General features: G+C 41.6%; 21 protein-coding genes and 1 pseudogene. 3 read left to right on the top strand and 19 right to left on the bottom strand.

Going from position 1 to position 22,161, the window contains the following annotated elements; all coding sequences use genetic code 11:
• A pseudogene (locus tag BM377_RS14555) lies at positions 1–291 on the top strand (PD-(D/E)XK nuclease family transposase); the annotation flags it as partial.
• 15 nt (positions 292–306) lie between these two features.
• Complete coding sequence (locus tag BM377_RS16370; RefSeq protein ID WP_177223909.1) at positions 307–459, top strand: hypothetical protein; 153 nt, start codon at positions 307–309, stop codon at positions 457–459.
• Between the two features lie 39 nt (positions 460–498).
• Here BM377_RS16370 and BM377_RS14560 read toward each other — a convergent pair whose 3' ends face one another.
• From BM377_RS14560 to BM377_RS14575, 4 genes are all read right to left on the bottom strand, one after another.
• Complete coding sequence (locus tag BM377_RS14560; protein WP_092250188.1) at positions 499–1,200, bottom strand: hypothetical protein; 702 nt, start codon at positions 1,198–1,200, stop codon at positions 499–501.
• Positions 1,201–1,515: 315 nt separating this feature from the next.
• On the bottom strand, positions 1,516–1,758 hold the full coding sequence (locus BM377_RS14565) for a GIY-YIG nuclease family protein (RefSeq protein WP_092250191.1): 243 nt from the start codon (positions 1,756–1,758) through the stop codon (positions 1,516–1,518).
• A 26-nt stretch (positions 1,759–1,784) separates the two neighbouring features.
• Entirely contained in the window at positions 1,785–2,534 is a 750-nt protein-coding gene (locus tag BM377_RS14570; protein WP_092250194.1) for an SIMPL domain-containing protein, read from the bottom strand.
• 132 nt (positions 2,535–2,666) lie between these two features.
• Positions 2,667–3,296, bottom strand: a complete 630-nt coding sequence (locus BM377_RS14575) for a manganese efflux pump MntP (protein WP_092250196.1) — start codon at positions 3,294–3,296, stop codon at positions 2,667–2,669.
• Between the two features lie 545 nt (positions 3,297–3,841).
• On the opposite strand from BM377_RS14575, the gene BM377_RS14580 reads away from it, so the two are divergent.
• Complete coding sequence (locus BM377_RS14580; protein WP_092250199.1) at positions 3,842–4,729, top strand: DegV family protein; 888 nt, start codon at positions 3,842–3,844, stop codon at positions 4,727–4,729.
• A gap of 79 nt (positions 4,730–4,808) precedes the next feature.
• Here BM377_RS14580 and BM377_RS14585 read toward each other — a convergent pair whose 3' ends face one another.
• From BM377_RS14585 to BM377_RS14655, 15 genes are all read right to left on the bottom strand, one after another.
• Entirely contained in the window at positions 4,809–5,255 is a 447-nt protein-coding gene (locus tag BM377_RS14585) for an alpha/beta hydrolase (RefSeq protein WP_092250202.1), read from the bottom strand.
• A gap of 39 nt (positions 5,256–5,294) precedes the next feature.
• Entirely contained in the window at positions 5,295–5,747 is a 453-nt protein-coding gene (locus BM377_RS14590; RefSeq protein WP_092250204.1) for an alpha/beta fold hydrolase, read from the bottom strand.
• 45 nt (positions 5,748–5,792) lie between these two features.
• Positions 5,793–6,737 (bottom strand): alpha/beta fold hydrolase, encoded by a 945-nt coding sequence (locus BM377_RS14595; protein ID WP_092250207.1) that lies wholly within the window; start codon positions 6,735–6,737, stop codon positions 5,793–5,795.
• Positions 6,738–6,769: 32 nt separating this feature from the next.
• Positions 6,770–7,849, bottom strand: coding sequence for an alpha/beta fold hydrolase (locus BM377_RS14600; protein ID WP_092250210.1), 1,080 nt, complete (start codon positions 7,847–7,849; stop codon positions 6,770–6,772).
• Positions 7,849–8,589, bottom strand: a complete 741-nt coding sequence (locus BM377_RS14605) for an ABC transporter permease (RefSeq protein WP_092250213.1) — start codon at positions 8,587–8,589, stop codon at positions 7,849–7,851. The genes BM377_RS14600 and BM377_RS14605 overlap by 1 nt, the downstream gene beginning before the upstream one ends.
• The gene (locus BM377_RS14610; protein WP_092250216.1) at positions 8,583–9,305 is read right to left on the bottom strand and encodes an ABC transporter ATP-binding protein; all 723 of its coding nucleotides are present in this window, start codon (positions 9,303–9,305) and stop codon (positions 8,583–8,585) included. The genes BM377_RS14605 and BM377_RS14610 overlap by 7 nt, the downstream gene beginning before the upstream one ends.
• Positions 9,306–9,556: 251 nt before the next feature.
• Positions 9,557–11,707 (bottom strand): M13 family metallopeptidase, encoded by a 2,151-nt coding sequence (locus BM377_RS14615; protein ID WP_092250219.1) that lies wholly within the window; start codon positions 11,705–11,707, stop codon positions 9,557–9,559.
• A 128-nt stretch (positions 11,708–11,835) separates the two neighbouring features.
• Entirely contained in the window at positions 11,836–13,980 is a 2,145-nt protein-coding gene (locus tag BM377_RS14620; protein WP_092250222.1) for a M13 family metallopeptidase, read from the bottom strand.
• A 20-nt stretch (positions 13,981–14,000) separates the two neighbouring features.
• Complete coding sequence (locus tag BM377_RS14625; protein WP_092250225.1) at positions 14,001–15,623, bottom strand: hypothetical protein; 1,623 nt, start codon at positions 15,621–15,623, stop codon at positions 14,001–14,003.
• Complete coding sequence (locus BM377_RS14630) at positions 15,598–16,416, bottom strand: CPBP family intramembrane glutamic endopeptidase (protein WP_092250228.1); 819 nt, start codon at positions 16,414–16,416, stop codon at positions 15,598–15,600. The genes BM377_RS14625 and BM377_RS14630 overlap by 26 nt, the downstream gene beginning before the upstream one ends.
• Before the next feature lie 330 nt (positions 16,417–16,746).
• Complete coding sequence (locus tag BM377_RS14635) at positions 16,747–18,408, bottom strand: putative bifunctional diguanylate cyclase/phosphodiesterase (protein ID WP_177223910.1); 1,662 nt, start codon at positions 18,406–18,408, stop codon at positions 16,747–16,749.
• A 155-nt stretch (positions 18,409–18,563) separates the two neighbouring features.
• Positions 18,564–18,842, bottom strand: a complete 279-nt coding sequence (locus BM377_RS14640; protein ID WP_092250234.1) for an HU family DNA-binding protein — start codon at positions 18,840–18,842, stop codon at positions 18,564–18,566.
• A 142-nt stretch (positions 18,843–18,984) separates the two neighbouring features.
• The gene (locus tag BM377_RS14645) at positions 18,985–20,244 is read right to left on the bottom strand and encodes a 6-phosphofructokinase (RefSeq protein ID WP_092250237.1); all 1,260 of its coding nucleotides are present in this window, start codon (positions 20,242–20,244) and stop codon (positions 18,985–18,987) included.
• 170 nt (positions 20,245–20,414) lie between these two features.
• Complete coding sequence (locus BM377_RS14650) at positions 20,415–20,618, bottom strand: hypothetical protein (RefSeq protein ID WP_092250241.1); 204 nt, start codon at positions 20,616–20,618, stop codon at positions 20,415–20,417.
• 247 nt (positions 20,619–20,865) lie between these two features.
• On the bottom strand, positions 20,866–22,011 hold the full coding sequence (locus BM377_RS14655) for an AI-2E family transporter (RefSeq protein ID WP_092250244.1): 1,146 nt from the start codon (positions 22,009–22,011) through the stop codon (positions 20,866–20,868).
• Between the last annotated feature and the right edge of the window lie 150 nt (positions 22,012–22,161).

Raw genomic sequence — 22,161 nt, forward strand, 5'->3', positions numbered from 1 at the left:
AACACAGAAAGGATGATGGATATGTTCTCTGAAGAGCTTAAGATACTTGATCGTAACACAGTTAAATATATGATTGATGAGCTTCAGGAAGAACTTGATGATACCAAGACACAACTTACTGATGCGAAAACACAGCTTACTGATGCGAAAACACAGCTTACTGATGCGAAAACACAGCTTACTGAATTAAATGCAGAAAAAAACACTTTTATGCAACTCATAAACCAGCTCGATGAGCCTGATGCAGATAAAGAAGCCATCCTTTCTAAGCTTCGTGAACTAAAAAAGTAAAGCGAGGTCGGAACATTGATCTTTGAACTTAATTATGACAATCAAGCAAAAGAAATCTTAGAAGGCCAGCGCCGTTACAGAGAGCAGATGCAAGATGAAATAAATAAGCAAGCTGCCACCATCGCTAAGCTACAAGAAGAATTACAAAAATACAAAAATAAGAATTAATAAACAAGGCCGGATCATTTATATGATCCGGCCATTCTTTTACCTTTCCACGTTCTTCATTCCTTCGGTGAGCCACTCGGGGATTACCCAGTCAACGACTTCGCCGTTTCGTACGGAGCAAAGGCCGTAGAAGTGAGTGCCGGTGTAGGAGTAGACCATTAAGTCCTCGCTGGTTTTATGAATGTCGGCCTTTCCTTCCTGTGTGATCACAACGTCCACATCAGGGAAAGAATTGATGGGAGCGCAGGGCTCTGCCTGGAAATCCATATCGCCGCAATCCCATGAGTAGATATTGCAGGTATATTTCTTGGTGTTACCTTCTTCGGTGATGAATGAATCAAATAAGACTTGATCGCCGTCACGCTGCTCATAGAGCTTACCGACTTCAAGGTTTGCTCCGCCGCCGCTTATTACAAGGTCAGCAAATGCCCCGCCTTCAAGGGGTGTTTCGGGATCGAACTCTGTTAAATTTACCTCGGAAGTATCCCAAGTACATGTAATTGTCGCAAGAGGCTTTGCTACGCTGTCTTTATCATCGGAAGCTGCCTCTGTTGTCTCTTCTTTTGTTGCACTGTCAGTGCTCTCGATAGCAGTTTCGGAAGTCTCTGCCTCTGCAGAAACGGCTGCGGTGCTCTCTTCATCCTGTACTGCGGGCGTCTCGGCTGATGTATCCGAACAACCCATAGCTGTCATGGCAAGCACTGTCATGGCTAATATAAAAGGTATAATTTTCGCTTTCATTTTTAATATTTCCCCTTTTCTTTTTTCATTTAGCGTTTTAAATGTTACAAACAGCATTTTACAATATTTGACATTTTTTTGCAAATTCCGCGGTGTTTCGGCGCATTGTTACAATAAAAGAATAATTTTTGAGATTTTTTCAAAAAATATTTGACAAATATGTTAAGTAATGTATAATAATAATTGAAGAGCATCACTAAAGCTTTTCCATATACTACATGTGGAGTAACCCACATGGTACCCCCCTCATAAAAGTAAGTTCACGTACCAACAAAACGGTGTGGATACAGATTGTATCCACACCGTTTTACCGTATTAGCCTTTATTTATTAGTTTGAGCTTATCTTCTCGTCTTAGCTGCTTGATATGCCATTCCCTGCTCATGGCTTCCTCCTTGGTGTCAAACTCCTCATGATATACGAGTTTAACCGGAAGTCTTGTTTTGGTATATTTGGCCCCCTTGCCCGCATTGTGATCCGCTATCCTCTTTTCGAGGTCATTGGTCCATCCGCAGTACAAAGAACCGTCGGCACATTCAACTATATATGTATAATTCATACTCTTTTTCTATATAAAAAAATCAATTACTTAAGATCGTAGTCAAGATGAACGGTGATGGTAGCTGTCTTATGTCTTGAGCCTGTATCGAAAGCACCGTCATATGAATATGTGCTTGTTCCGGAATTCTGAGCTGTGATCTGGAATACACCGAGATTGGAGTTCTTGAGTTTACCGATCTTGGCGCCTGAATTCCTAGCCATGATATCTACACGCTCTTTGGCGTTCTGAGTTGCCTTTTCTATAAGATCGAGCTTTAATGCATCGAGATCAGAATAGTAATACTCGGGTGTATCAGAAGTAAACTCCACGCCCTTTTCAAGAAGGCTTGAGATGTCTCTTGAAATCTTCTCGACGTTGTCCATGTTAGTGGAAGTTACAACAACGCTCTGAGTAAGCTCGTATCCTTCGGGCTCCGATCCAATGTACTTGCCCTCATCATCGTAGATCTCTCTGTAAGTTCTTCTGATATCAACAGAATTAAACACGATCTCATCCTCGGCAACACCGTTTCCGGTAAGATAGTTCTTAACCTCTGAAGCATTGCTCTTAAGTGTGGCATATGCATCTTTTGATGAATAATCCGTTGCTGAGAAAGAACCTCTCCAGATAATAAGATCTGCGTCAAAATCAACGCTTGCGCTACCTGTAGCACTGATGATGTGCTGGCTTCCGGATCTGAAATTGGAAAGACCGCATGCAAGAGCCACGCAGCTTATAACCACACAAACTCCGATGATAAGCGCACTCACCCAACTGTTTTTCTTTTGTTCCATCCTCTTTTCCTCCCGATCATAAGATTATTTTTAAGATAGTCCGCCAAAAGACATTTCATCGGCGGGTAATTTATATGATATCATAATCGCGAGTCATATTGGGAATAAAAACATTGGTTATTTTATATTTTTTTAACCGAAGAATATCTCGATACCGATTACTATCAACACGATTCCGCCAAGTATCTTTGCCTTTCCGGCAAGCTTAGTCCCAAACTTTATTCCAAGCTTAAGACCGATATAACAGACAACGTGTGTCACCATACCTATAATAAGTGCGCATATGAGAACTTGGGGAACTTTGTAGGATGATATCGTAAAGCCTACTGAGAGTGCGTCGATAGATGTAGCTATTCCTTGTAAGATAAGGACTTTGTTGGATAGATTGGATTTACCGCTTCCCATGTGATTGGGACATTCGGTGTTTGTGCATTCATCGCAAGATAGATTTTCAGAACATTTCTTTTCACGTATGCCCTCTATGAGCATCTTACCGCCTATTATCGCAAGGAGTATCAGTGCGATCCACGGTATAAAGGGTTTGAACCCGTTGAACATTTCCGCAGCATAGTGAACGAAGAACCAGCCTATTATCGGCATCATAATCTGGAATGCTGCGTAAACAAAAGCAATTTCGTGTCTTCTCCTTCTCTTAATGTGCGGATGTGTGAATCCGTTCGCCAAGGAGACAGAAAAAGCGTCCATCGCAAGGCCAAAGCCCAGCATGGCGCTGTTAAACAGAAATATTATGTTGGTTGCCATTATTTTATCTCCTAATCCTTGAAGTCTAGTAATGTAAATCAAGTATAGTTTTTAAATTATAGCACAAAAAAAGGAGCAATGCGCCTCCAAAAAACTCCATGAAGCAAAAAAATACAAAAAAATACGGGCATCCATTTTCTAAATGAACACCCGGCCTTAATTAAGTATTTCCAATGGCTTGTCCTCTCTTTTCTGTTTTATATATATAAATCACATCCTTAAGCGACACCTTGACATCCCTCGGCTCCTGTGAAGCATCGCCACGCTTGCTGTAGATGTCAGTCGCTCCGATAACCGCTGCTCACTTCCGGTGAAGCTTAAGCCACCTTGGTTGCTTTGGTTTTATCTCCTATGTGATTGTAAATATAATATACCATTATTGAGAACATTTGTCAAACATCTTTTTTCTTGTGCTGCTATATTCAGACAATTCAGACAATTCCAGTGTTTACCTGAGAACAATTCTCACACAATTTACATTTGATAGAAAAGTGATAATAATGTATGATAAAAAAAGTATAAAAAACGTCTGAAAAGGGGACATTATGAGCGATTTTATTTTAAGTGCCTGCTCTACCGCAGACCTTTCACTTGAACATTTTGAGAAAAGAGATATCAAGTATATCTGCTTTCATTTTGAGATCGACGGCAAGGATTATCCCGATGATCTTGGTAAATCCATTTCACTTGATACTTTCTATCAGATGATGGCTGACGGAGCGATGACAAGAACATCACAGGTCAGCGTCGGAGAATATGCCGAATACTTTGAACAGTTCCTTTCACAGGGAAAAGACGTTCTTCATCTTACACTCAGTTCCGGAATCTCGGGAACATACAATTCAGCAATGATCGCAAAGCAGCAGCTTGAAGAGAAATATCCGGACAGAAAGCTTTATGTTGTAGATTCACTTGCTGCTTCCGCAGGCTTTGGTCTCATCATGGACAAGCTCGCAGATCTTCGCGACAGCGGAATGAGCATTGATGAGCTTCACAACTGGGCTGAAGAGAATAAACTTAACTGCAACCACTGGTTCTTTGTATCAAACCTCAAATACCTTGTAAGAAACGGTCGTGTTTCCAAGGCTGCGGGTGCTATCGGAAACGTACTCAGCATCTGCCCTCTTCTTAACGTGGACCATGAAGGTAAGCTTATCGTCAGATCCAAAGTCAGAGGTAAGAACGCAGTTATGAAGGCTCAGGTCCAGAAGATGGTCGAGCTTGCTCAGGACGGCGCAGACTACGACGGAGAGTGCTTTATCTCCAACTCTCACTGCTACGATGACGCAAGAGCCGTAGCGGATATGATCGAGGAGAAGTTCCCTAAGCTTAAGGGCAGAGTTAAGATCTTCGATATCGGAACAACAATCGGAAGCCATACCGGCCCCGGTACTATTGCTCTTTTCTTCTGGGGAGCCAAGAGAGTTGATTGAAAATATTTGATAAAAATATGAAAAGCGAGACTTGTAAATGAACAAGCCTCGCTCTTTTTATGTATTTAAATCTTTCCAATCAAAGCATCTTTATAAACTCTTTGATATCTTTTACTATTCTGTCCGGTTCAAACCAATAGATATAATGGCCGCAGTCAAGCTTTATAAGCTTGCCGTTTTCAGATGCATCAACCAAATCCTGATGCCCTGATTCCCATATGGGATCACTATCATGCATAGCTATATATTGAATTGTAGGCACGGTAGGAAGCGGCATGCTTACAATCTCATCCAAAGCTTCTACCAGATGCTCATGCTCACTTATCTTGTTTTTGTTGGTTCCCTGTCTGCAAGCTATTGCAAGTTCCATCTTATCGGCTTCACCGGCCGGTTTTCCGTACTTAGCCATATAATATCTGTACATAAGCCTATAAAATCCTGAATCCCTCAATAATTTATCCGAGGAATCCCCACTCTCTTTCTGGTTAACATATCCTTCTCTCCAGGCAGGAACAGATATATCCATTCCCACGATTCCTTCTACTTCGTCAGGATATTTCTGCGCCTAGAGAATTGCTTCAGGTCCCGCAATTGAGTGAGGAGCAAGAACGTAAGGTCCTTCAATGCCCGCTTTTACAAGTCCTTCTCTGTCCTCATCGAGGATCTTATCAAAGGTTCTCTCTCCCTCTACGGTATCACTCAGGCCATAACCAAACCTCTCAAGGATAACTACTCTTGCATCAGAGCTGAGTTCCTTACAAAGAGGAAGAAAATTGTTATAGGGGCTTGCATCTCCCCAGGCAGACAGAAATACGATAGTGTGATCTCCTTCTCCCTCGCTGTAGATATGCATCCTGTGTCCGTCTACTTCTACCATCTGTCCGGGTGGATTATCCCAGTATTTTTCCTCCTGCTTCATTTTGACTTTGTTGTATACAAACACGCCCGATACAAATAAGATAATGCATGCAAGCAGCACTAAAATTATATTCCTTATAATCTTAAAAAATTTTCGCATTATACTACTTTTTTAACTCCTATCTCTTTCTATGACACTCCTCCATTAAAGATTCTTTATAAACTCTCTTATGCCGTCTACTATTTCTTCCGGTTTTTCTTTATAAACATAATGTCCGCAGTCAAGCACTATAAGTTTGCCGTTTTCAGATGCATCAACCAAAACCTGATGTCCGGGTTCCCATTCGGGAAACATATCACAATTCTGCTTAGCTACATACTGAACTGTTGGCACCGTAGGATACGGCATGCTCTCTATCTCATCCAGAGCTTCTACAAGATGCCCATTCTCATCCAACTTGGTTTTATTAAGCTCCTGCCTGCAGGCTATGGCAATATACATCCTATCTGTTTCATCCTCAGGTTTATCAAGCATAAACCTATAAAGTCCTGTAGCCTTTAATATTTTTATTTCTGTTATTATAGTTTTAGGAAAATCGGATTCCTTAACGTATTCTTCTCTCATAGAAGGCACGGAAATATCCAATCCCACGATGCCTTCTACTTCGTCAGGGTACTTCTGCGCCCAGAGAATTGCGTCAGCTCCTGCAATTGAATGGGGAGCAAGGACGTAAGGCCCTTCAATACCTGCCTTTTTAAGTCCTTCTCTGTCCTCTTCGAGGATCTTATCAAAAGTTCTCTCTCCTTCTACGGTATCACTCAGACCATACCCAAATCTCTCAAGGATAACGACTCTGGCATCAGCGCTGAGCTCCTTACAAAGAGGGAGGAAATTGGCATACGGGCTTGTATCTCCCCAACCGGAAAGAAATACGATCGTGTGATCTCCTTCGCCCTCGCTGTAGATGTGCATCTTGTGTCCGTCAACTTCTACCATCTGTCCCGGAGTATCGATCCAGAACCTTTCTTCTTTCCCGCACTGAATCTTGTTATATATAAACGCCACGCCTGTAAGAACAATGGCGAATGACAATACTATCAATAGGATCTTGCCTATTACCGTAAAAACTGTTTTAATTCCTTTTTTCATAATTTCTCCTTAATGTAAAACCAATAACTCTATTACTTATTGCTCTCCATCGCAGCAATCTCATGAACTATATCCGAAAATTCGCCCGATCTTACCTCCATAAGTCCATGGGCCATATTCTTCATATAATACATTTTCTTTCTCGGAGCTTTTACACTGTCAAAATAATCCTGAGCAAGTTCGAAGTTGGCCTGATAGTCCATGTCACCGTTTATGTTGTAATAAGGAACTTTGTACTCAGTTTCATCAAGTATGGAAAGGCCTTTGAATTCCTCCGTTGCATCCCAGTCATAATAAGTCTCTGCAGCACCTTGGGTTGTGGCAAACTTAAGACACTTTATCTCATCCCAAAGGTTATAATAGGGATTAAAGAAAAGAGCTGCTATCATACTATAATCACTCTTTTCAGAATCCATGCCATATCCGTATTTATTCATCATTTCCGTTCTTACTTTGATATATTCAACACTCATGTTCGGAATTTCTCCCGATGCACACTTTTCAATGAGCTGTTCATCTTCTTCATTTCCCTTTGCCCACTCTTTGGCTGCTTCCCAGAATCTTATCTCATTCTCAATCAGATCAACCGTCATTCCTGTTCCGATAAAGCAGTCATAGTATTCGGGATGATCATGTACAAGCATTGCTCCGTAGATAGAGCCCCATGAATGTCCGATGATCGAGATCTTGTCTTTTCCAAGATGGCTTCTCAAAAACTCAGTCATCTCAAGTCCGTCTTCCATCATAGTGTCAAGATTTATAGGCGTAGTGTCTTTTGTATTTTTTAACCAGCTCTTTCCGGCAGCTCTCTGATCCCAGGTAACAACCGTATATACATCCGACCACTTTCTTGTAAATTCATAGTCTACATAGCTTGTCGCAGAACCGGGCCCGCCGTGAAGATATAAAAGAACGGGGTTGTTCTTATCTTTTCCGTAGATATTGATCCACTGTTTGGTTCCGTTTATGTCAACATAAAGGCTCTTATTTATTCCGCCTTTTGGAGTTCTTGAATTGATCACTTTTCCGACTATTCTTACATCTAAGGCTATGTTGATCAGCCCCAAGATCACGCAAAGAGCTATTATGATAATCTTTTTAAATGTTTTCATTAGAATGTATCCCTCTTTTCAAATACTGTCATTCCAAGGACTGCGTAAACCGCAATGCCCACAATTGCCACAACAAGAACCGCAAAATGGTCAAAAGGATTTATCACACTTATCTGTTGTGCTCTTGAAACGATGAGATTGCCCGAAAGAATCTGAGCTTCCATCGCGGGTGCAAGTGCCGGGATCATCTGTGCAATCTTTGTTTCCGCAAGGCTAAGGAGTGTTCCGTGAAGGTTTCCTGCAGCAATTATTGTAAGGATAATAGGCATTACGTTTCCTCTCGCGACCTCATATATAGCAAGGAATGCTGTTCCGAAGGCCGTTCCGATGAGTGTTTCGAAAAGCAGGAAGCCTGCAAAAGAAGCTATATTTCCGATGGCAGCTCCTCTTCCTGCCATTCCGATAAATGTGGCTGCGGTTCCTGCGATCAAAAGGATCACATTGTAAAGAAAGATCACGGGAATCTTTGATACAAAGATAAGTCTCTTTCTGCCCTTGGATGATCCGAGGTTCTTAAGGAAACCGCTCTTTCTCTCTTCATCGCTGTAAACGGTGGCGAAGATTCCGACAAGCATAAGAACAAGTCCTGAACCGAGAAATTCTCCCGCCATTTCAACTACGCTTCCTTCTCCTCCTACCATGGTAATAAGGAAAAAGAGAATGAACTCAATGATCGTTGTTGTATATAAAGCCTTTGTTCTAAAAAGCCTTGAGATATTCATCTTTATCAGGTTTAACATACTTTCTTTCCTCCTCTTACTACATCGAGATAGAACTCTTCGAGCGCACCCGAATCGCCGTTGTACTTCTCCATAAGCTCATCGGAAGTAACTTCCATCACGAGTTCGCCGTTTGAGATAATACCGAATACGTTGGCAACCTTCTGAAGCTCGCTCAGGATGTGGCTTGAGATCATGATGGTCATGTTTCTCTCAGCTCTTAATCTGTGAATAAGCTCTCTTACTTCGATGATTCCCTGCGGATCGAGGCCGTTGGTCGGCTCATCGAGAATAAGAATCTCGGGATCACCTATAAGCGCAAGCGCTATTCCGAGTCTTTGCTTCATACCAAGTGAAAACTTACCGGCTTTCTTCTTAGGTACATTTGAAAGTCCGACAAAATCAAGGATGTCGAGTAGCTCATCTTTGTTGTATACTCCCTGCGCCTTTGCCTTTAGCATCATGTTCTCATAGGCTGTAAGGTGTCCGTAGATTCCCGGGCTCTCAATAAGATTACCGATAACACCTTCGTCCTTCTTCTCACTGTTTAATATGATCTCGCCACTTGTAGGACCTGCAAAACCGATTATCATCTTCATGAGCGTTGTCTTTCCGGCGCCGTTGGGACCGATAAGTCCGTAAATGTCGCCTTTGTATATATGAACGTTCATGTTCTTAACTGCTTCAAAAGAACCATATCTTTTATTAAGATTCTTTGTTTCCAGATAACAATTCATTTCATTCGTCTCCTCTAATATCTTCAGTTATTCTGTTTACGATAACGGTCAGACGCCATGACCGCTTTACAACGTCTGATATACTACGTCGCATTTACTATGTGTGCCGTAGTACTTCTGACGAAGTAAATATTACTCCATCAGATGAAGTATGTCAACCCTATTTTCCAAATTTTCTCAAAAAGAAAAAGGCCCTGCAAATCTGCATGTTTGCAAGGTCTTCATCATCTATTTCGTTATTTGATTTCTTTTTACCAGACGATAAGTCTGTCCTCGGGTGCGAGGTACATGTTGTCGCCCTCTTTTACATCAAAGGCTTCGTAGAACTCATCAAACTGCTGAACCGATACGTTGGTTCTTAAGTAGTTAAGCGGATGAGGATCCTGTAAAAGCCTGTTAAGCTCTGTGCTGTAGGTTGAGATCTCGGCTCTCACCTGAGCGAAGGTGATAAAGAACTTCTTATAATCGAAGTTATCAACCTTGGAAGCCATTCTGAGTGCGCACTGAAGTCCAGTCATATCGGCTACCATCTCGGTGTCGATATTGCCTCCCACAACGTGGTTGTCGCCGAAAGCAACAAGAGAATTGAGGTAATTGTCCACTTTTTCTATGCGCTTATTGAATTCTTCTTTATCCTCTTTGGTCCACCAGTCTCTTAATTGTCCATCCTTGTCGAACTGAGCTCCGTTACTGTCAAAAGCATGTGAAACCTCATGTCCTACCCAACAGCCTGCAATTGAAGCATAGAGCTCCTCTACACTCATATCACTTGAGAAGAATGGCTCGCCCATCATTCCGATGATCATGTTGATACTGTTGTCCTGAGGGTTGTAGAAGGCGTTACACATAGTTACAGCGAATCCGTTTGCCCATTTTTCCTTGTCGACTTTGGTTCCGAGTTTCTTGATCTCCTCTTTTACCTGACTGTCATTGATTGCCTTGATTGCTCCCACATACGAACATCCGTCGATATTTATTCCCGAAGTATCTTCGAATTTATCGGGATATGCTGAATGGATTGTTATACTGTCAAGCTTTTCTATCGCATAATTCTTGGTTTCCTCGGATGCCCAGTCATTCTCTGAAAGAAGCTCTCTGTAGGTGTCAATGACCTCTTGGCAGAGCTCTGTCATCTTCTTTCTGTCTTCTTCGGAACCATACTTATCGACATACACGATCTGCATTGAATCCGGAAGCATACTAAGTACATTGTTGTAAGCCATCTCTTCATCGCTTACGGCTCCGGAAGTTCCGTAGTACTTACTGCGAATCTCATTTCTCTTATCGTAAGTTTCTCTGTCAATTGAAAGAGCGTAAGACAGAATATTTTTTACGATCAAAAGAGACTTGATGGCCTCCAGGTTTTCGTCCGTATATAACTCATCAAGATATGTAAAATAGTCGGGGGTTGTCACCACATATGGACCGTCATATTTATATCCTGCTGCCGTGAGAATTTCTTTAAGCGGGAATTTTTGGGATTTTGAAACAGCTTCATCAAAGGTCATTTCGTTATTTATCTTTTCATAAATGTCCTCTGCGTATTGCTCGTTTGTTGTGTAGATCTTGGTAGCAAGCTTAGCCTCAAAATCTATGGCATTGTCAAAGCACTTGTTTGCCTCATCTTCTGTCATTCCATACTTCTGAGCCATGTAAGCAAAAAGCTCCTTGTTAAAGCCATACGTCATTTCGCCGTTTTCTGTTCTTTGCGCATATTCGGCAGAGTCTCCGAGCATAAGTGACGGGGTATCGATCATAGCCAAGTACGTCTCGGGATCGTTAATACCTGTAGTGGTTCCGAAACTAACAAGACCAAAGTAATCATAGACTGTATCTTTGTCAGTGAGCAGTTTGGTTATATCATCAATACTATTCGCTGCCACGAGCTTATCATACTCTTCCTTGATCTCGCTGATTCCAAGCTTATTTCTGCTGTCCCAGTCAAGAACAAGGCTGTTAAAAGTACGAACGAGCTCTGCATCATGACCTTTGATGCTCGTGTCTTTCAAAAGCTCAATGCACTGCTTCTTAACTTCAAGGCCTCGCTCATGATAATGAGCCCATGAACCATAACCGTCGGGAATATCAGTCTCGACGAACCAGTCCTTGTTGGCATAAAAATGGAAATCATCCGCAGGATCCGTAGGGGTATCGGCTGTATAGTTATCTTTGATAGAGGAATCCATCCAAGGTGTTCCGCCCGCGCCCTTACCGGCTTCGGCTTCGACTGTACCTTCTTCTGCAGATGTTGCTTCAGATGCTGCTGAGCTCTCATTCTGTGCATCAGCCTGAACTGATGCTTCCGTCGTAGCTCCCTGGGGTGCACCGTTTGCACCGCAGCCCGCGACAGCCACTGCCAACATACATGTTGCCAGTAGCATAGATACTACTCGTTTTTTCATCTTTCTCTCTCCTTAGGTTTTATAAGCCTCTAACTACACCATTGTAGCAGGCTCAGCCTGTGTTGTCATCGAAAACCCGAAAAATAATCGTAGTATCTATGAAGTTTCCGAATTATACGAAATCTCTTTTACCAAACAATAATTCTGTCTTCGGGCGCGAGGTACATGTTGTCGCCTTCTTTTACATCAAAAGCTTCGTAGAACTCCTCAAACTGCTGAACGGGAATGTTGCATCTTGAATAATCAAGCGGATGAGGATCCTGAGTAAGTGTGTTAAGCTCCGAGCTGTAGGTTGACATGTTTGCATTCATCTGAGCATATTTAGTAAAGAATTTCTTATAATCAAAGCCTTCAACCTTTGAAGCCATTCTAAGTGCACACTGTAGTCCTGTTATATCCGCAGCCATCTCACCGTCAATGTTTGATCCGACAAAGTGATTATCACCAAATGCAACAATAGTATCAAGATAACTATCCATCTTATCCAACCTCTTTTGGAACTCTTTTTTATCTTCCTCTGTCCACCAGTCTTTCAGATAACCTTCTGCATCGAACTGTGATCCGTCTCTGTCAAAAGCATGAGAAACCTCGTGTCCTACCCAGAAAGCTCCGATCGAAGCATATAGCTCCTCTGTGCTCATATCACTTGAATAAAAAGGCTCGCCCATCATTCCGATGATCATGTTGATACTATTATCAAGAGGATTGTAAAAAGCATTGCAATCAGTTACAGACATATCCTGAGCCCATTTTTCTTTATCGACTTTTGTGCCCATAAGCTTCTTATTCTCATTAATCTTGTTAAGCGTGATCCTCTCATTGGCCTCAATAAGAGTGCATCCGTCAATGTTAATTCCGTTTGTATCATTGAATTTATCGGGATATGCTGCGTTGATACTTATCTTATCAAGCTTCTCGATCGCATAATTCTTAACCTCATCAGAAGCCCACTCATTTTCAGAAAGCAGTTCTCTGTAGGTACCTATTACTTCCTTACAAAGCTCAGTCATCTTCTGTCTTTCTTCTTCAGAGCCGTATTTATCGATGTAAACCATCTGCATTGAATCCGGAAGCTCTTCCTTTACAAATTTGTAAGCCATCTCCTCATCGCTTAATGCTCCGGTTGTTCCAAAATACGTATTCTTAAGCTCGTTTGCCTTATCATAGGTATCCTTATCTGTTATGTTTGAATATTCCAAAACAAATTTCACTGTCAAAAGAGCCTTGATATCCTCTACATTTTCCTGTGTGTAAACTTCATCAAGAAGCGCCAGATAATCAGGATTGGTATTAAGATATGCTCCGCCATATACATAGCCCGTGTTTGTCAAAATGTCTTTTAACGGGAAATTCTTCATCTTGGAAACAGCATCGTTTAATGACATTTCATTATTGATCTTTTCATAAAAATCTGCGGAATACTGATCGTTTGAGGTATATATCTTGGTCGCAAGCTTGGTCTCAAGGTTTATTGCTTTATCAAAGCACTTGCCCGCCGCATCTTCAGTCATTCCGAACTTCTGTGCCATATAGGTAAAAAGATCCTTATTATAGCCATAGTACATATCTCCAAGCTCGGTCCTGTTTGCGTATTCAGCGGAATCTTTGAGGATCACCCCGGGATTTTCAATCCATACTATATATTTCTTTGAATCATTAAGCCCCGGAAACGCCGAGTAATTTACAAAATCATAGTACTCATTGACATTATCCTTGTCTGTAATAAGCCCTGTGATATCATCGATACTCTGAGCCTCTGCGATCTTGTTGTATTTATCTGTAAGCTCAGAAACGCCAAGCTTATTTCTGCTATCCCAGTCAAGAACAAGCTTATTGAATGTCTGAACCAGCTCTGCATCATGCCCCTTTAAGCTCGCATCCTTTAAAAGCTCCATGCACTGCTTCTTTACTTCGAGGCTGCGCTCAGCGTAGTGGCTCCATTCTGAATAGCCGTCGGGAATATTATTTTCAAGAATCCAATCCTTATTTACATAAAGGCAGAAATCATCCTTAGGATCTGTCTTGGTATCCGCTGTCACATTTTCTTTTATATCGGAATCTATCCAAGGTGTTCCTCCTGTGCCCTTTCCGGCATCATCTGTTCCTTCTTGTGCAGCTGAAGCTTCTTGTACAGCTGTATCTGAGCTCTGCTCATCAGCCTGAACCGATGAATCTGTATCGGACGGTCCGAATTCACCGTGAGCACTGCATCCGGTTATAGCTATTGACATAATACAGGTTGATAATAATAAAGAAACTATTTTCTTTTTCACTTTTACTCTCCTTCTATCATTTATTTAAAATAATTGGTATCAGAAATGTAGCATGCAAGCCATCTTGTCTCGCCGACATATCTGTAATTTCCTGCAATTTTTTCTGATACATAATCTGACAGCTTGTTAAAATTTGGAATCGCTATCACGTTTTTATCACCGTAATAATCAAAGTCTTTTTCCTCGTTATAATAGTTGATCTCAAGAGTAATATTCTCTTCCGCACTGTTGACGCAAGCGTACTTTTTGCTGTCATCGACGGACTTGCACATAAGTGCGGTATCTTTGTCATCCATTATGAAAACGGTATCCGCATCAAGTGTCTTAAAATAATCTGTCATGTCTACTATGTAATCTTTATCCATCATGTTGTCATTGGTGACTTTGAAATTACCGACAAGCATGTATGAAGAAGCCAAGATCACGGTCAACATGACAGTGGCTGCCCGGAGCCTGTTATGTGTCTCAACATATCTGTTTAGCATGATGCCCATTCCCATAAGGAGAGTCGGAACTCCGATAAGAAGATATCTGTAGGGGATGAAATCATTGCCGCCACGCATGTCTCCGAAGCTTAAGATCAGCATGTTAAAAACAATAATCGAGAAGAACAATATATATAAATCATAATCTGTAACTGCGCGCATCCATCTGAAGATGACAAGTGCCGCCACTATGATGATCAGGAGCACAAAGAACATCTTGAGGCAGTAAAAAAGTCCCATCATTGAATATATAGGAACGTCACCGGTTATTAGGGCTCCGAAGACCTGAAACAGTCCGATCAATACTTCTTTTATATTGTCCGCGAAATCCTCGAATTTGACGAGTGGAGTAATCGGAGTTTCGCCCGTATAGATCTTACTGTGTATGAACACTCCCGTTGCAGCTACTGCGCCGCTGAGAACCCATACCGGTAACGCTCCTTTTTTGTATTCATAGTTTGTTTTCCATAAGGATAATATCCTGACGAAAAGTATAGGGGAAACGCCACAGACTACTGAGTATATGCCTGTGGAAGCGCTAGTCACAAACAGGAGTGTCAAATAAATTATCAGGAAAGTATTTCTTTTCCATCTGCTGAAATACGCGCCGTATCCGTCTTTATCGAATGCCAAAAAGCACAGGATAAGCATGATCGGAATCAGTGCCTTGATGCTGTAATTGGCGTGAGCAAAAAACAGCATTTTGAAATAATCAAGCCAGTCATAGTTATATGGCGTTATGATAACTGCAAGTGTCAAAAATCTGATTCCTATCCGCACACGGAGCACCCTTAGGATGCTCCATATAACGGTTATATATATAAACACGATCAAAAGGTCGGAGAGACCAACTGCCAAAAAGGCGTTGTTCGTGATCGCGTACAAGGGAATTGCAAACAGTAGCGTTGAATCAAACTCCATACTGGTCGTAGCGACCCAGTCAGGAAGTATAAGCGTGCCTTTATGCACGATCTCTTTTAAGTGATAAACGACTGTTGCAAAGTCCGGATCGAGCGATAGCCTTAGGTCAGATAGGTTGAAGTAAAATATACCTGCCATGTTGACTATAAACAGTAGCATCGCTCCAAATTCCCATAAGCGCATGTTCTTTAAGTTATTTAATAAATTGTCTTTAATTCTTTTCCCCAAGTTCTTCATTGTAATTTCCTTTTAAAAGATACAGGCCGATCGCGGTTGTTAATGCAAACAAGCCAAACGATTTAAGAAGCACATGTGAATTGCCCAAAAGTTCTGCGATCGTAAAAGCCTGTCCTCTGAAGATAACGCCGTACATAAGAAGGCTAAGATCAAAAATAAAGTGGATGACAACATTCGCCCAGATGTTCTTGCTGCGAACATACATTGCTCCAAGGAGTACTCCAAAGCCGATTGCATACAGTACCTGCCCCAAAGTACCGATAACATCACCGTTTGAAAGGTTGATAAAATGAAGCAGACCAAACGGAAGTGATGATAAAATTATCGCAAGAACAGTTCCCTTCTTGGTGTTACCAAGTGCCGATCTTAAAAAGTTCATCGTGATAGCTCTTGTAAGGAATTCCTCGCAGATTCCGGCTCCGAAGAACAGTGCTACAACATAGATGATAATCGAAGCAGTATCTAACCTCGGTCCGCCGTAATCTCTAAAGCCCCATATAAGGCTGACCACAAAGGCAACAACAGATACGGCTGTCATCGTCGCACCGACTATAAAACCTTTCCCAAAACTCTTAAAGGTAAAACCGATCCTGTCTTTTTGCCCAAACGCAATAACTACAATGATAAAAAATATAGCGCAGATAAATGACTTGATTCCATACGCCAGATATATATTTCCCATTATCGTTGCAGGCAAAAGAAGTGAAAGAATAATATCACTTACAAATAAATAGAATATAAACGATATCAATATTCCTATAATACATTTACCCCAGTTCATTTTCTTTTCCATAACCAAAACTCCTATTTCTGTTCTTTTTTACTACGTTTATTTTACTATGTGAGGCGTAGTACATCTGACGAGGTAAATAATAGTCTATAAAAAATAGATTGTCAACACTTATTTTTTTTGATATTTTTTGAATATGTTTTATATCAGTTGTTATCTCACACAACAAACATGCCAATATTATCAGGAATTATCTGGGTTTACCTTGGATTTAGCTTACAGAACAAAGAGATAACCTTACAATTTTGTAAGATTTAGCGGAGCGCCCAGGGCTTTTTCTTATGCATAAAAAAAGGACCTTGCACAAAACAAGGCCCTAAGATTCTGATATATTCAGTTCTCATAATATTTCTTTTCAAGTCTTTTCTCGAAGTCGTCCATCGGCATGGGATTGTCATATAAAAAGCCCTGAACGACGTGGCATCCGACCTCTTTAAGGAAATCAGTCTGCTCCGTTCTCTCGACACCTTCGGTTACAACATCGATTCCAAGCTCTCTCGCCATGGCTACGATATTCTTAAGTACGATCTCATCGTTCTTATTAAGGTTGTCATTACTGATAAAAGATCTGTCAATCTTAATGACCTTAACAGGGAAATCTCTAAGCGTTGACAGTGAAGAGAAGCCCGTTCCGAAGTCGTCGATTGCTGTGCTTATGTCCATGTCTTTGAGCTTTTTAAGGAAGGTCGTCATAAGGCCTCTCTCATCTTCGCTCGCAGTCTCGGTAACCTCTATCTGGATAAACTTTCTGTCAATGCCGTAATCGTCGATTATTTGCGCGATTTCTTTTGCCAAGTGCTTGTAACCAAGGTCACGTCTTGAGAAGTTAACGGAAACCGGAACAATCGGAATCCCCTTGTCCTGCCAGCTTCTGATGTATTCGCAGGCCTTCTTAAGAACGTAGAGATCAAGCGTCGCCACAAGTCCCTCCTGCTCAAGAATAGGTACAAATTCAGTGGGATAAAGAACTATTCCGTTACAAAACCACCTGGCCAAAGCCTCGGCTCCAACAATTTCACCTGTTACGGTATCGACCTTGGGTTGCAGGTAAATCCTGAATTCGTCGTTATTAAGGGCTTCTTCGTATCGCTCTTCTATCTGCTTTTGTCTGTATATCTTGGTGCTCATTGCCTTATTCACAAATACGTATGGCTTATTGGCAACGTTCTTAGCATAGCTGCAAGCCATTCCGGCTCTGGAAATGAGCTGTCCCGGCTCTTTTAACGAGTCATCGACAGAATACACGCCTGCGACTGCGGATATTGTTATAGGTTCTTCTTTATCGTTCTTAATTCCGTACACTTCAATTCCGGACAAAAGCTCCAGGAAATCATTGGTTCTGTCTTTTTTAATAAGCGCAGTAAAATTATCTCCGCCGAGGTGAGCCACAATCTCGTCCTGCTCACAGAACTCGCGAAGTTTCTTGGCATAGCGCTTCATGATCTCGTCGCCTTCGGTAATACCGAAACGGCGGCTTACGAGGCCAAAGCTCTTAAGATTAAAGTAAAAGGAATTGTAGTCTTGAATGCGTTCTTCCTCAAAGAGTCTTCCGGCAAACGCAAGGAAGCCTCCTGCATTCGGAAGCCTTGTCAAATACTGAATAAACGTGCTCTCCTTAACGATACCGTTTAGAAGATAACGCTCTAAATGAAAAGATAATATGTCAATGATAACAGAAAAGCTCTTATACTCCTCTTCTGTCCATCTCTTGTCCCCCAATAGATAGATATTGTATGTAACTATCCTCTTGCCTGCCATTTCATTCTTGAAATAATAAGCAGGTGCTTCCCCTTCCGGAACAGGACCGAACAGTGAAATAACCGTGTCCGGCTCGCCTTCTTCATCCGCCCCTTTAGCGAACGAAACAACCGCCACTATAGAACGCAACGCATACTCCTTTGAAATGTCTGCGAGCGCACTGGGGGTAATTTCAGAAGTAACTTCCTCCTCAGATAGAATCTGAACAAAGTTCTCGAAGCTCTTTTCGAAATTCATCTTATCCGCCCTCATATGAAATTTGTAGGAATATAATAATATTTTAATAAAAATTTTACGCTTTTTCAATAGATTGACCGATTAACGCTGCGAAAATTTGCGGGATGCAAAAAAGAGCATGTCTTGCGACATGCTCTTCTCCGTATAATATTAAATTACTTCTTGTTTACAAGATCCTTAAGAGCCTTACCAGCCTTGAACTTAGGTGCTACAGATGCAGGGATCTTGATAGCAGCGCCAGTCTGAGGATTCTTACCTGTTCTGGCAGCTCTCTTTGTTGTCTCGAATGTACCGAATCCAACAAGCTGAACCTTACCCTTCTTCTTAAGCTCCTTTGTTACTGTGTCTGTGAATGCGTTAAGTGCTGCGCCAGCGTCCTTCTTTGAAAGACCTGCTTCCTTAGCAATTGCATCGATAAGTTCTGTCTTGTTCATGTAATTTTCCCTCCAAAAAGAAATTTATTTACTACAATGCCCATTTTACCACTATTAAATGCACATAACAACACTTAAATGCAGAAAAATCGCCATTTTTAACAAAATTTTTACAAAAAAGTGCCTAATGACAAGGCTTTCATCAAAGGATGTCCTGGAATCCCGGCCTGTAGAGGTGTCTCGGAATACCATCAACCATGATAGGTCCCACATCGCCTTGGATAAGAGGTCTTACATATGTAATAAACTCGCTGGTTACGTATGTTCCGTCCTTGCTGATCCAATTTCTCGGTACTGTACGCTCATCGTTGGCGATCTTGTGAACATCCTTAACCTCAGTTCCTGCCTGATAAGGATCATCGGAAAGTCTCTCAATAACTACCATCTTTCCGCTGTCGCCCTCGTCAGCTGCCTTCATAGCGGCACCGCCAACCTCATAAGCTTCAAGAATATCAACACGGGAAGCGCAGTGGCTTGCTGCTCTTTGAAGTGTTGAGAGCTCGATAGCTCTTGTCTTACATCCGCACTCTGCGGAAACTACATTACAAAGATATCTTGCGGTACCTGTAAGCTGCTTGTGTCCGAAAGCATCTACATACTCAACGGAGTTGTCCATATCGCTTACATACTTGCCGTCCTTGGTCCTGATACCTTCGGATACGGCTACAACAATGGAAGCCTTGGTCTTAAGAAGGTTCTTTATCTTTTTAATGAAAGCATCAAGATCAAAAGGAATCTCGGGAAGGTAGATAGCATCGGGTCCGTCGCAATCCTCACCCTTTGAAAGAGCTGTTGCTCCAGTGAGCCATCCTGCGTTTCTACCCATTACTTCAACTATGATAACCTGTCCGTGGCTTGTCTCAAGTGACCAGCTGTCACGAATAATCTCTTTTACGGAAGTTCCTATATACTTGGCTGCGGAACCATAACCCGGAGTATGGTCTGTCAAAGCCAGATCGTTATCAATGGTCTTGGGGCATCCTACAAATCTGATGTCCGAACCGGTGATTATCGCATAATCCGATAATTTCTTGATGGTATCCATTGAATCATTACCGCCGATATAGATAAAGCAGTCAATTTCCAATTTTACGAGAATGTCGAAGATCTTTTCGTAGATATCTTTGCTTTCAAAGATTTCCGGAAGCTTGTATCTGCATGAACCCAGATAAGCTGAGGGAGTTCTCTTAAGTAACTCGATATCAAGTCCTGACTGAATGTGATCGGAGAGGTCTACATATCGACCTTCCATGAGCCCCTGAACACCGTGGATCATACCGTAAACCTTGTTATACCCACGATCGATGGCGGTTCTGTACACACCGGCAAGTGAAGAATTGATTGCTGCCGTAGGGCCGCCCGACTGTCCAACAATAACATTTCTTTTCTTTTTCTGCACCATTACTCCTGTCCCCTTTCGAAAGATTAATACCTCTTTATTATATGCGAAAAAACGTTTAGTGTCATCAGGAATTGCATCGTCAAAACCCACTAAAATAAAGGGCTCGGAATGGTACAAATAAATAAAAAAGCGCCCGGACGCACTCCGAGCGCTCTTAATTCACTATAAACTTAGAAATCCTCTTCAAAAACAGATCTTCTTCCGTGGGACTTGCCGATACTGTACGCAATGGCGCACACGACAATGACGGAAACCGCTACAACCGCGCATCCGATGAAAAGTTTCTTCTTCTCTTCCGAGAGAGAATCCCATTTATCCATCACGAAATCAATCTTATCTTTTGCAAAAGTAACAGCGTTATCTAAAAATTCCATTATCCCCTCGCTCTCTCGAAATACATATGTATTCCGAATCCTTTTATACAACGATTGGTATGATATACATATTAGTATGATATACGAATTGCTCCATGACTAAAGTCATTTTCGCAATTCTACAAACATTCGGAAACCGCTAATTTACTACGTAAATTGCTAATTCCTCATGTTTGTTCGGGTCATAAATCCAAAATGTTTAACATGCAAGCATGTACACATTTTGTCTTTTGACACCTATATCATACTACATATTGTACCGCTGTGAGTGCTTTTCCTCAAGCTTTTTTAACACATAATCTTTGAATACAAAGTCTAGGATCGCGGCAAACGGAATCGCAAGCAGGATTCCGGGAACTCCGAAGAGTCTTCCGCCGAGAATGATCGCGATGAGGATCATGAGAGGCGATACTCCGAGACTCTCTCCGAAAAGCCTTGGCTTAAGGATATATCCGTCTATCGTCTGGAGCACTATCGTAAAGAGAATGAACCACAGCGCATACCACGGATTAACAAGTACCAGGATAAAAGATCCTATGGCACAACCTACTATCGGACCAAAGGTCGGCGCGAGATTTGTTATCGCAACAATGACCGAGATAAGCACCGAATAAGGCTGTCCCGCGATCAGCATATAGATAAAGTTTACAATTCCGACAATGATACCGTCGATAATATCAAAGCTTATGTATCTGATAAGGATAGCATTGCATCTTTCAACAAGATCCGCGGAATTCTTAAAGGTCTTTTCCTTCATGATAAGTCGCATTATCTTGGCAAATCCGTCAATGATCCTCTTTTTATCTATCATAAAATAGATCGCAAGGATGAAGGCAATAACAGTATCAAAAACACCCTTACCGGCATTAACGGAGCTGCTCACAAAACTGTCCATGTTATTGGAAAAATAATCCCCGATATTTTTAAGTATCTTCTCTCCAAACTCCGCAAGTCCGCTGACATCGAACCCAAACATACGCCTTCCGCCGCCGTTTTCAAGGCTTTGAAGAAGCTTTTGCGATGAATCGATATATCCTCCGATATTGGATACAAAAGTGGAAACGCTGTCCCCGATCTGAGGTATAAGCGCCGCGAACAAAAGAGATACCGCAGTGAGGATGATTATTATCGCTCCCGCAACCGACAGCTTCCATTTTGTACTCTCTCTTTTTATCTTCTTAAAGACCGATCTCTGCAAAAGCTTGGCCATGGGATCGAAAATATACGCGATAACTATGGCGATTATGATAGGTCTTATGAAACTAAAGAAACTTTTTATAATGGAAAAAAGCCCTGTGATATGCGACAGGATCATATAAAGAATCACAGCCGAACATGTCGCGATCGTGTAAGCCACCCATTTCTTTTTAAACCACTTGTTATTGAATTTCATTCTTTCCTCCGTACGCTTCTATTGTCTGTATAATTGCCCGGTCTTCTTCTTTACGTTTCTCCTACTATTAGTATTAGTCATAGTCTTTCTTTACCTTTTCAATAGGTTCGACTATGCTGTTTAAGATGCTGTGGATTGGTTGTTTTCTCC

This window comes from Butyrivibrio sp. INlla21, from assembly GCF_900116875.1.
In the GTDB taxonomy this organism is placed as follows: domain Bacteria; phylum Bacillota; class Clostridia; order Lachnospirales; family Lachnospiraceae; genus Butyrivibrio.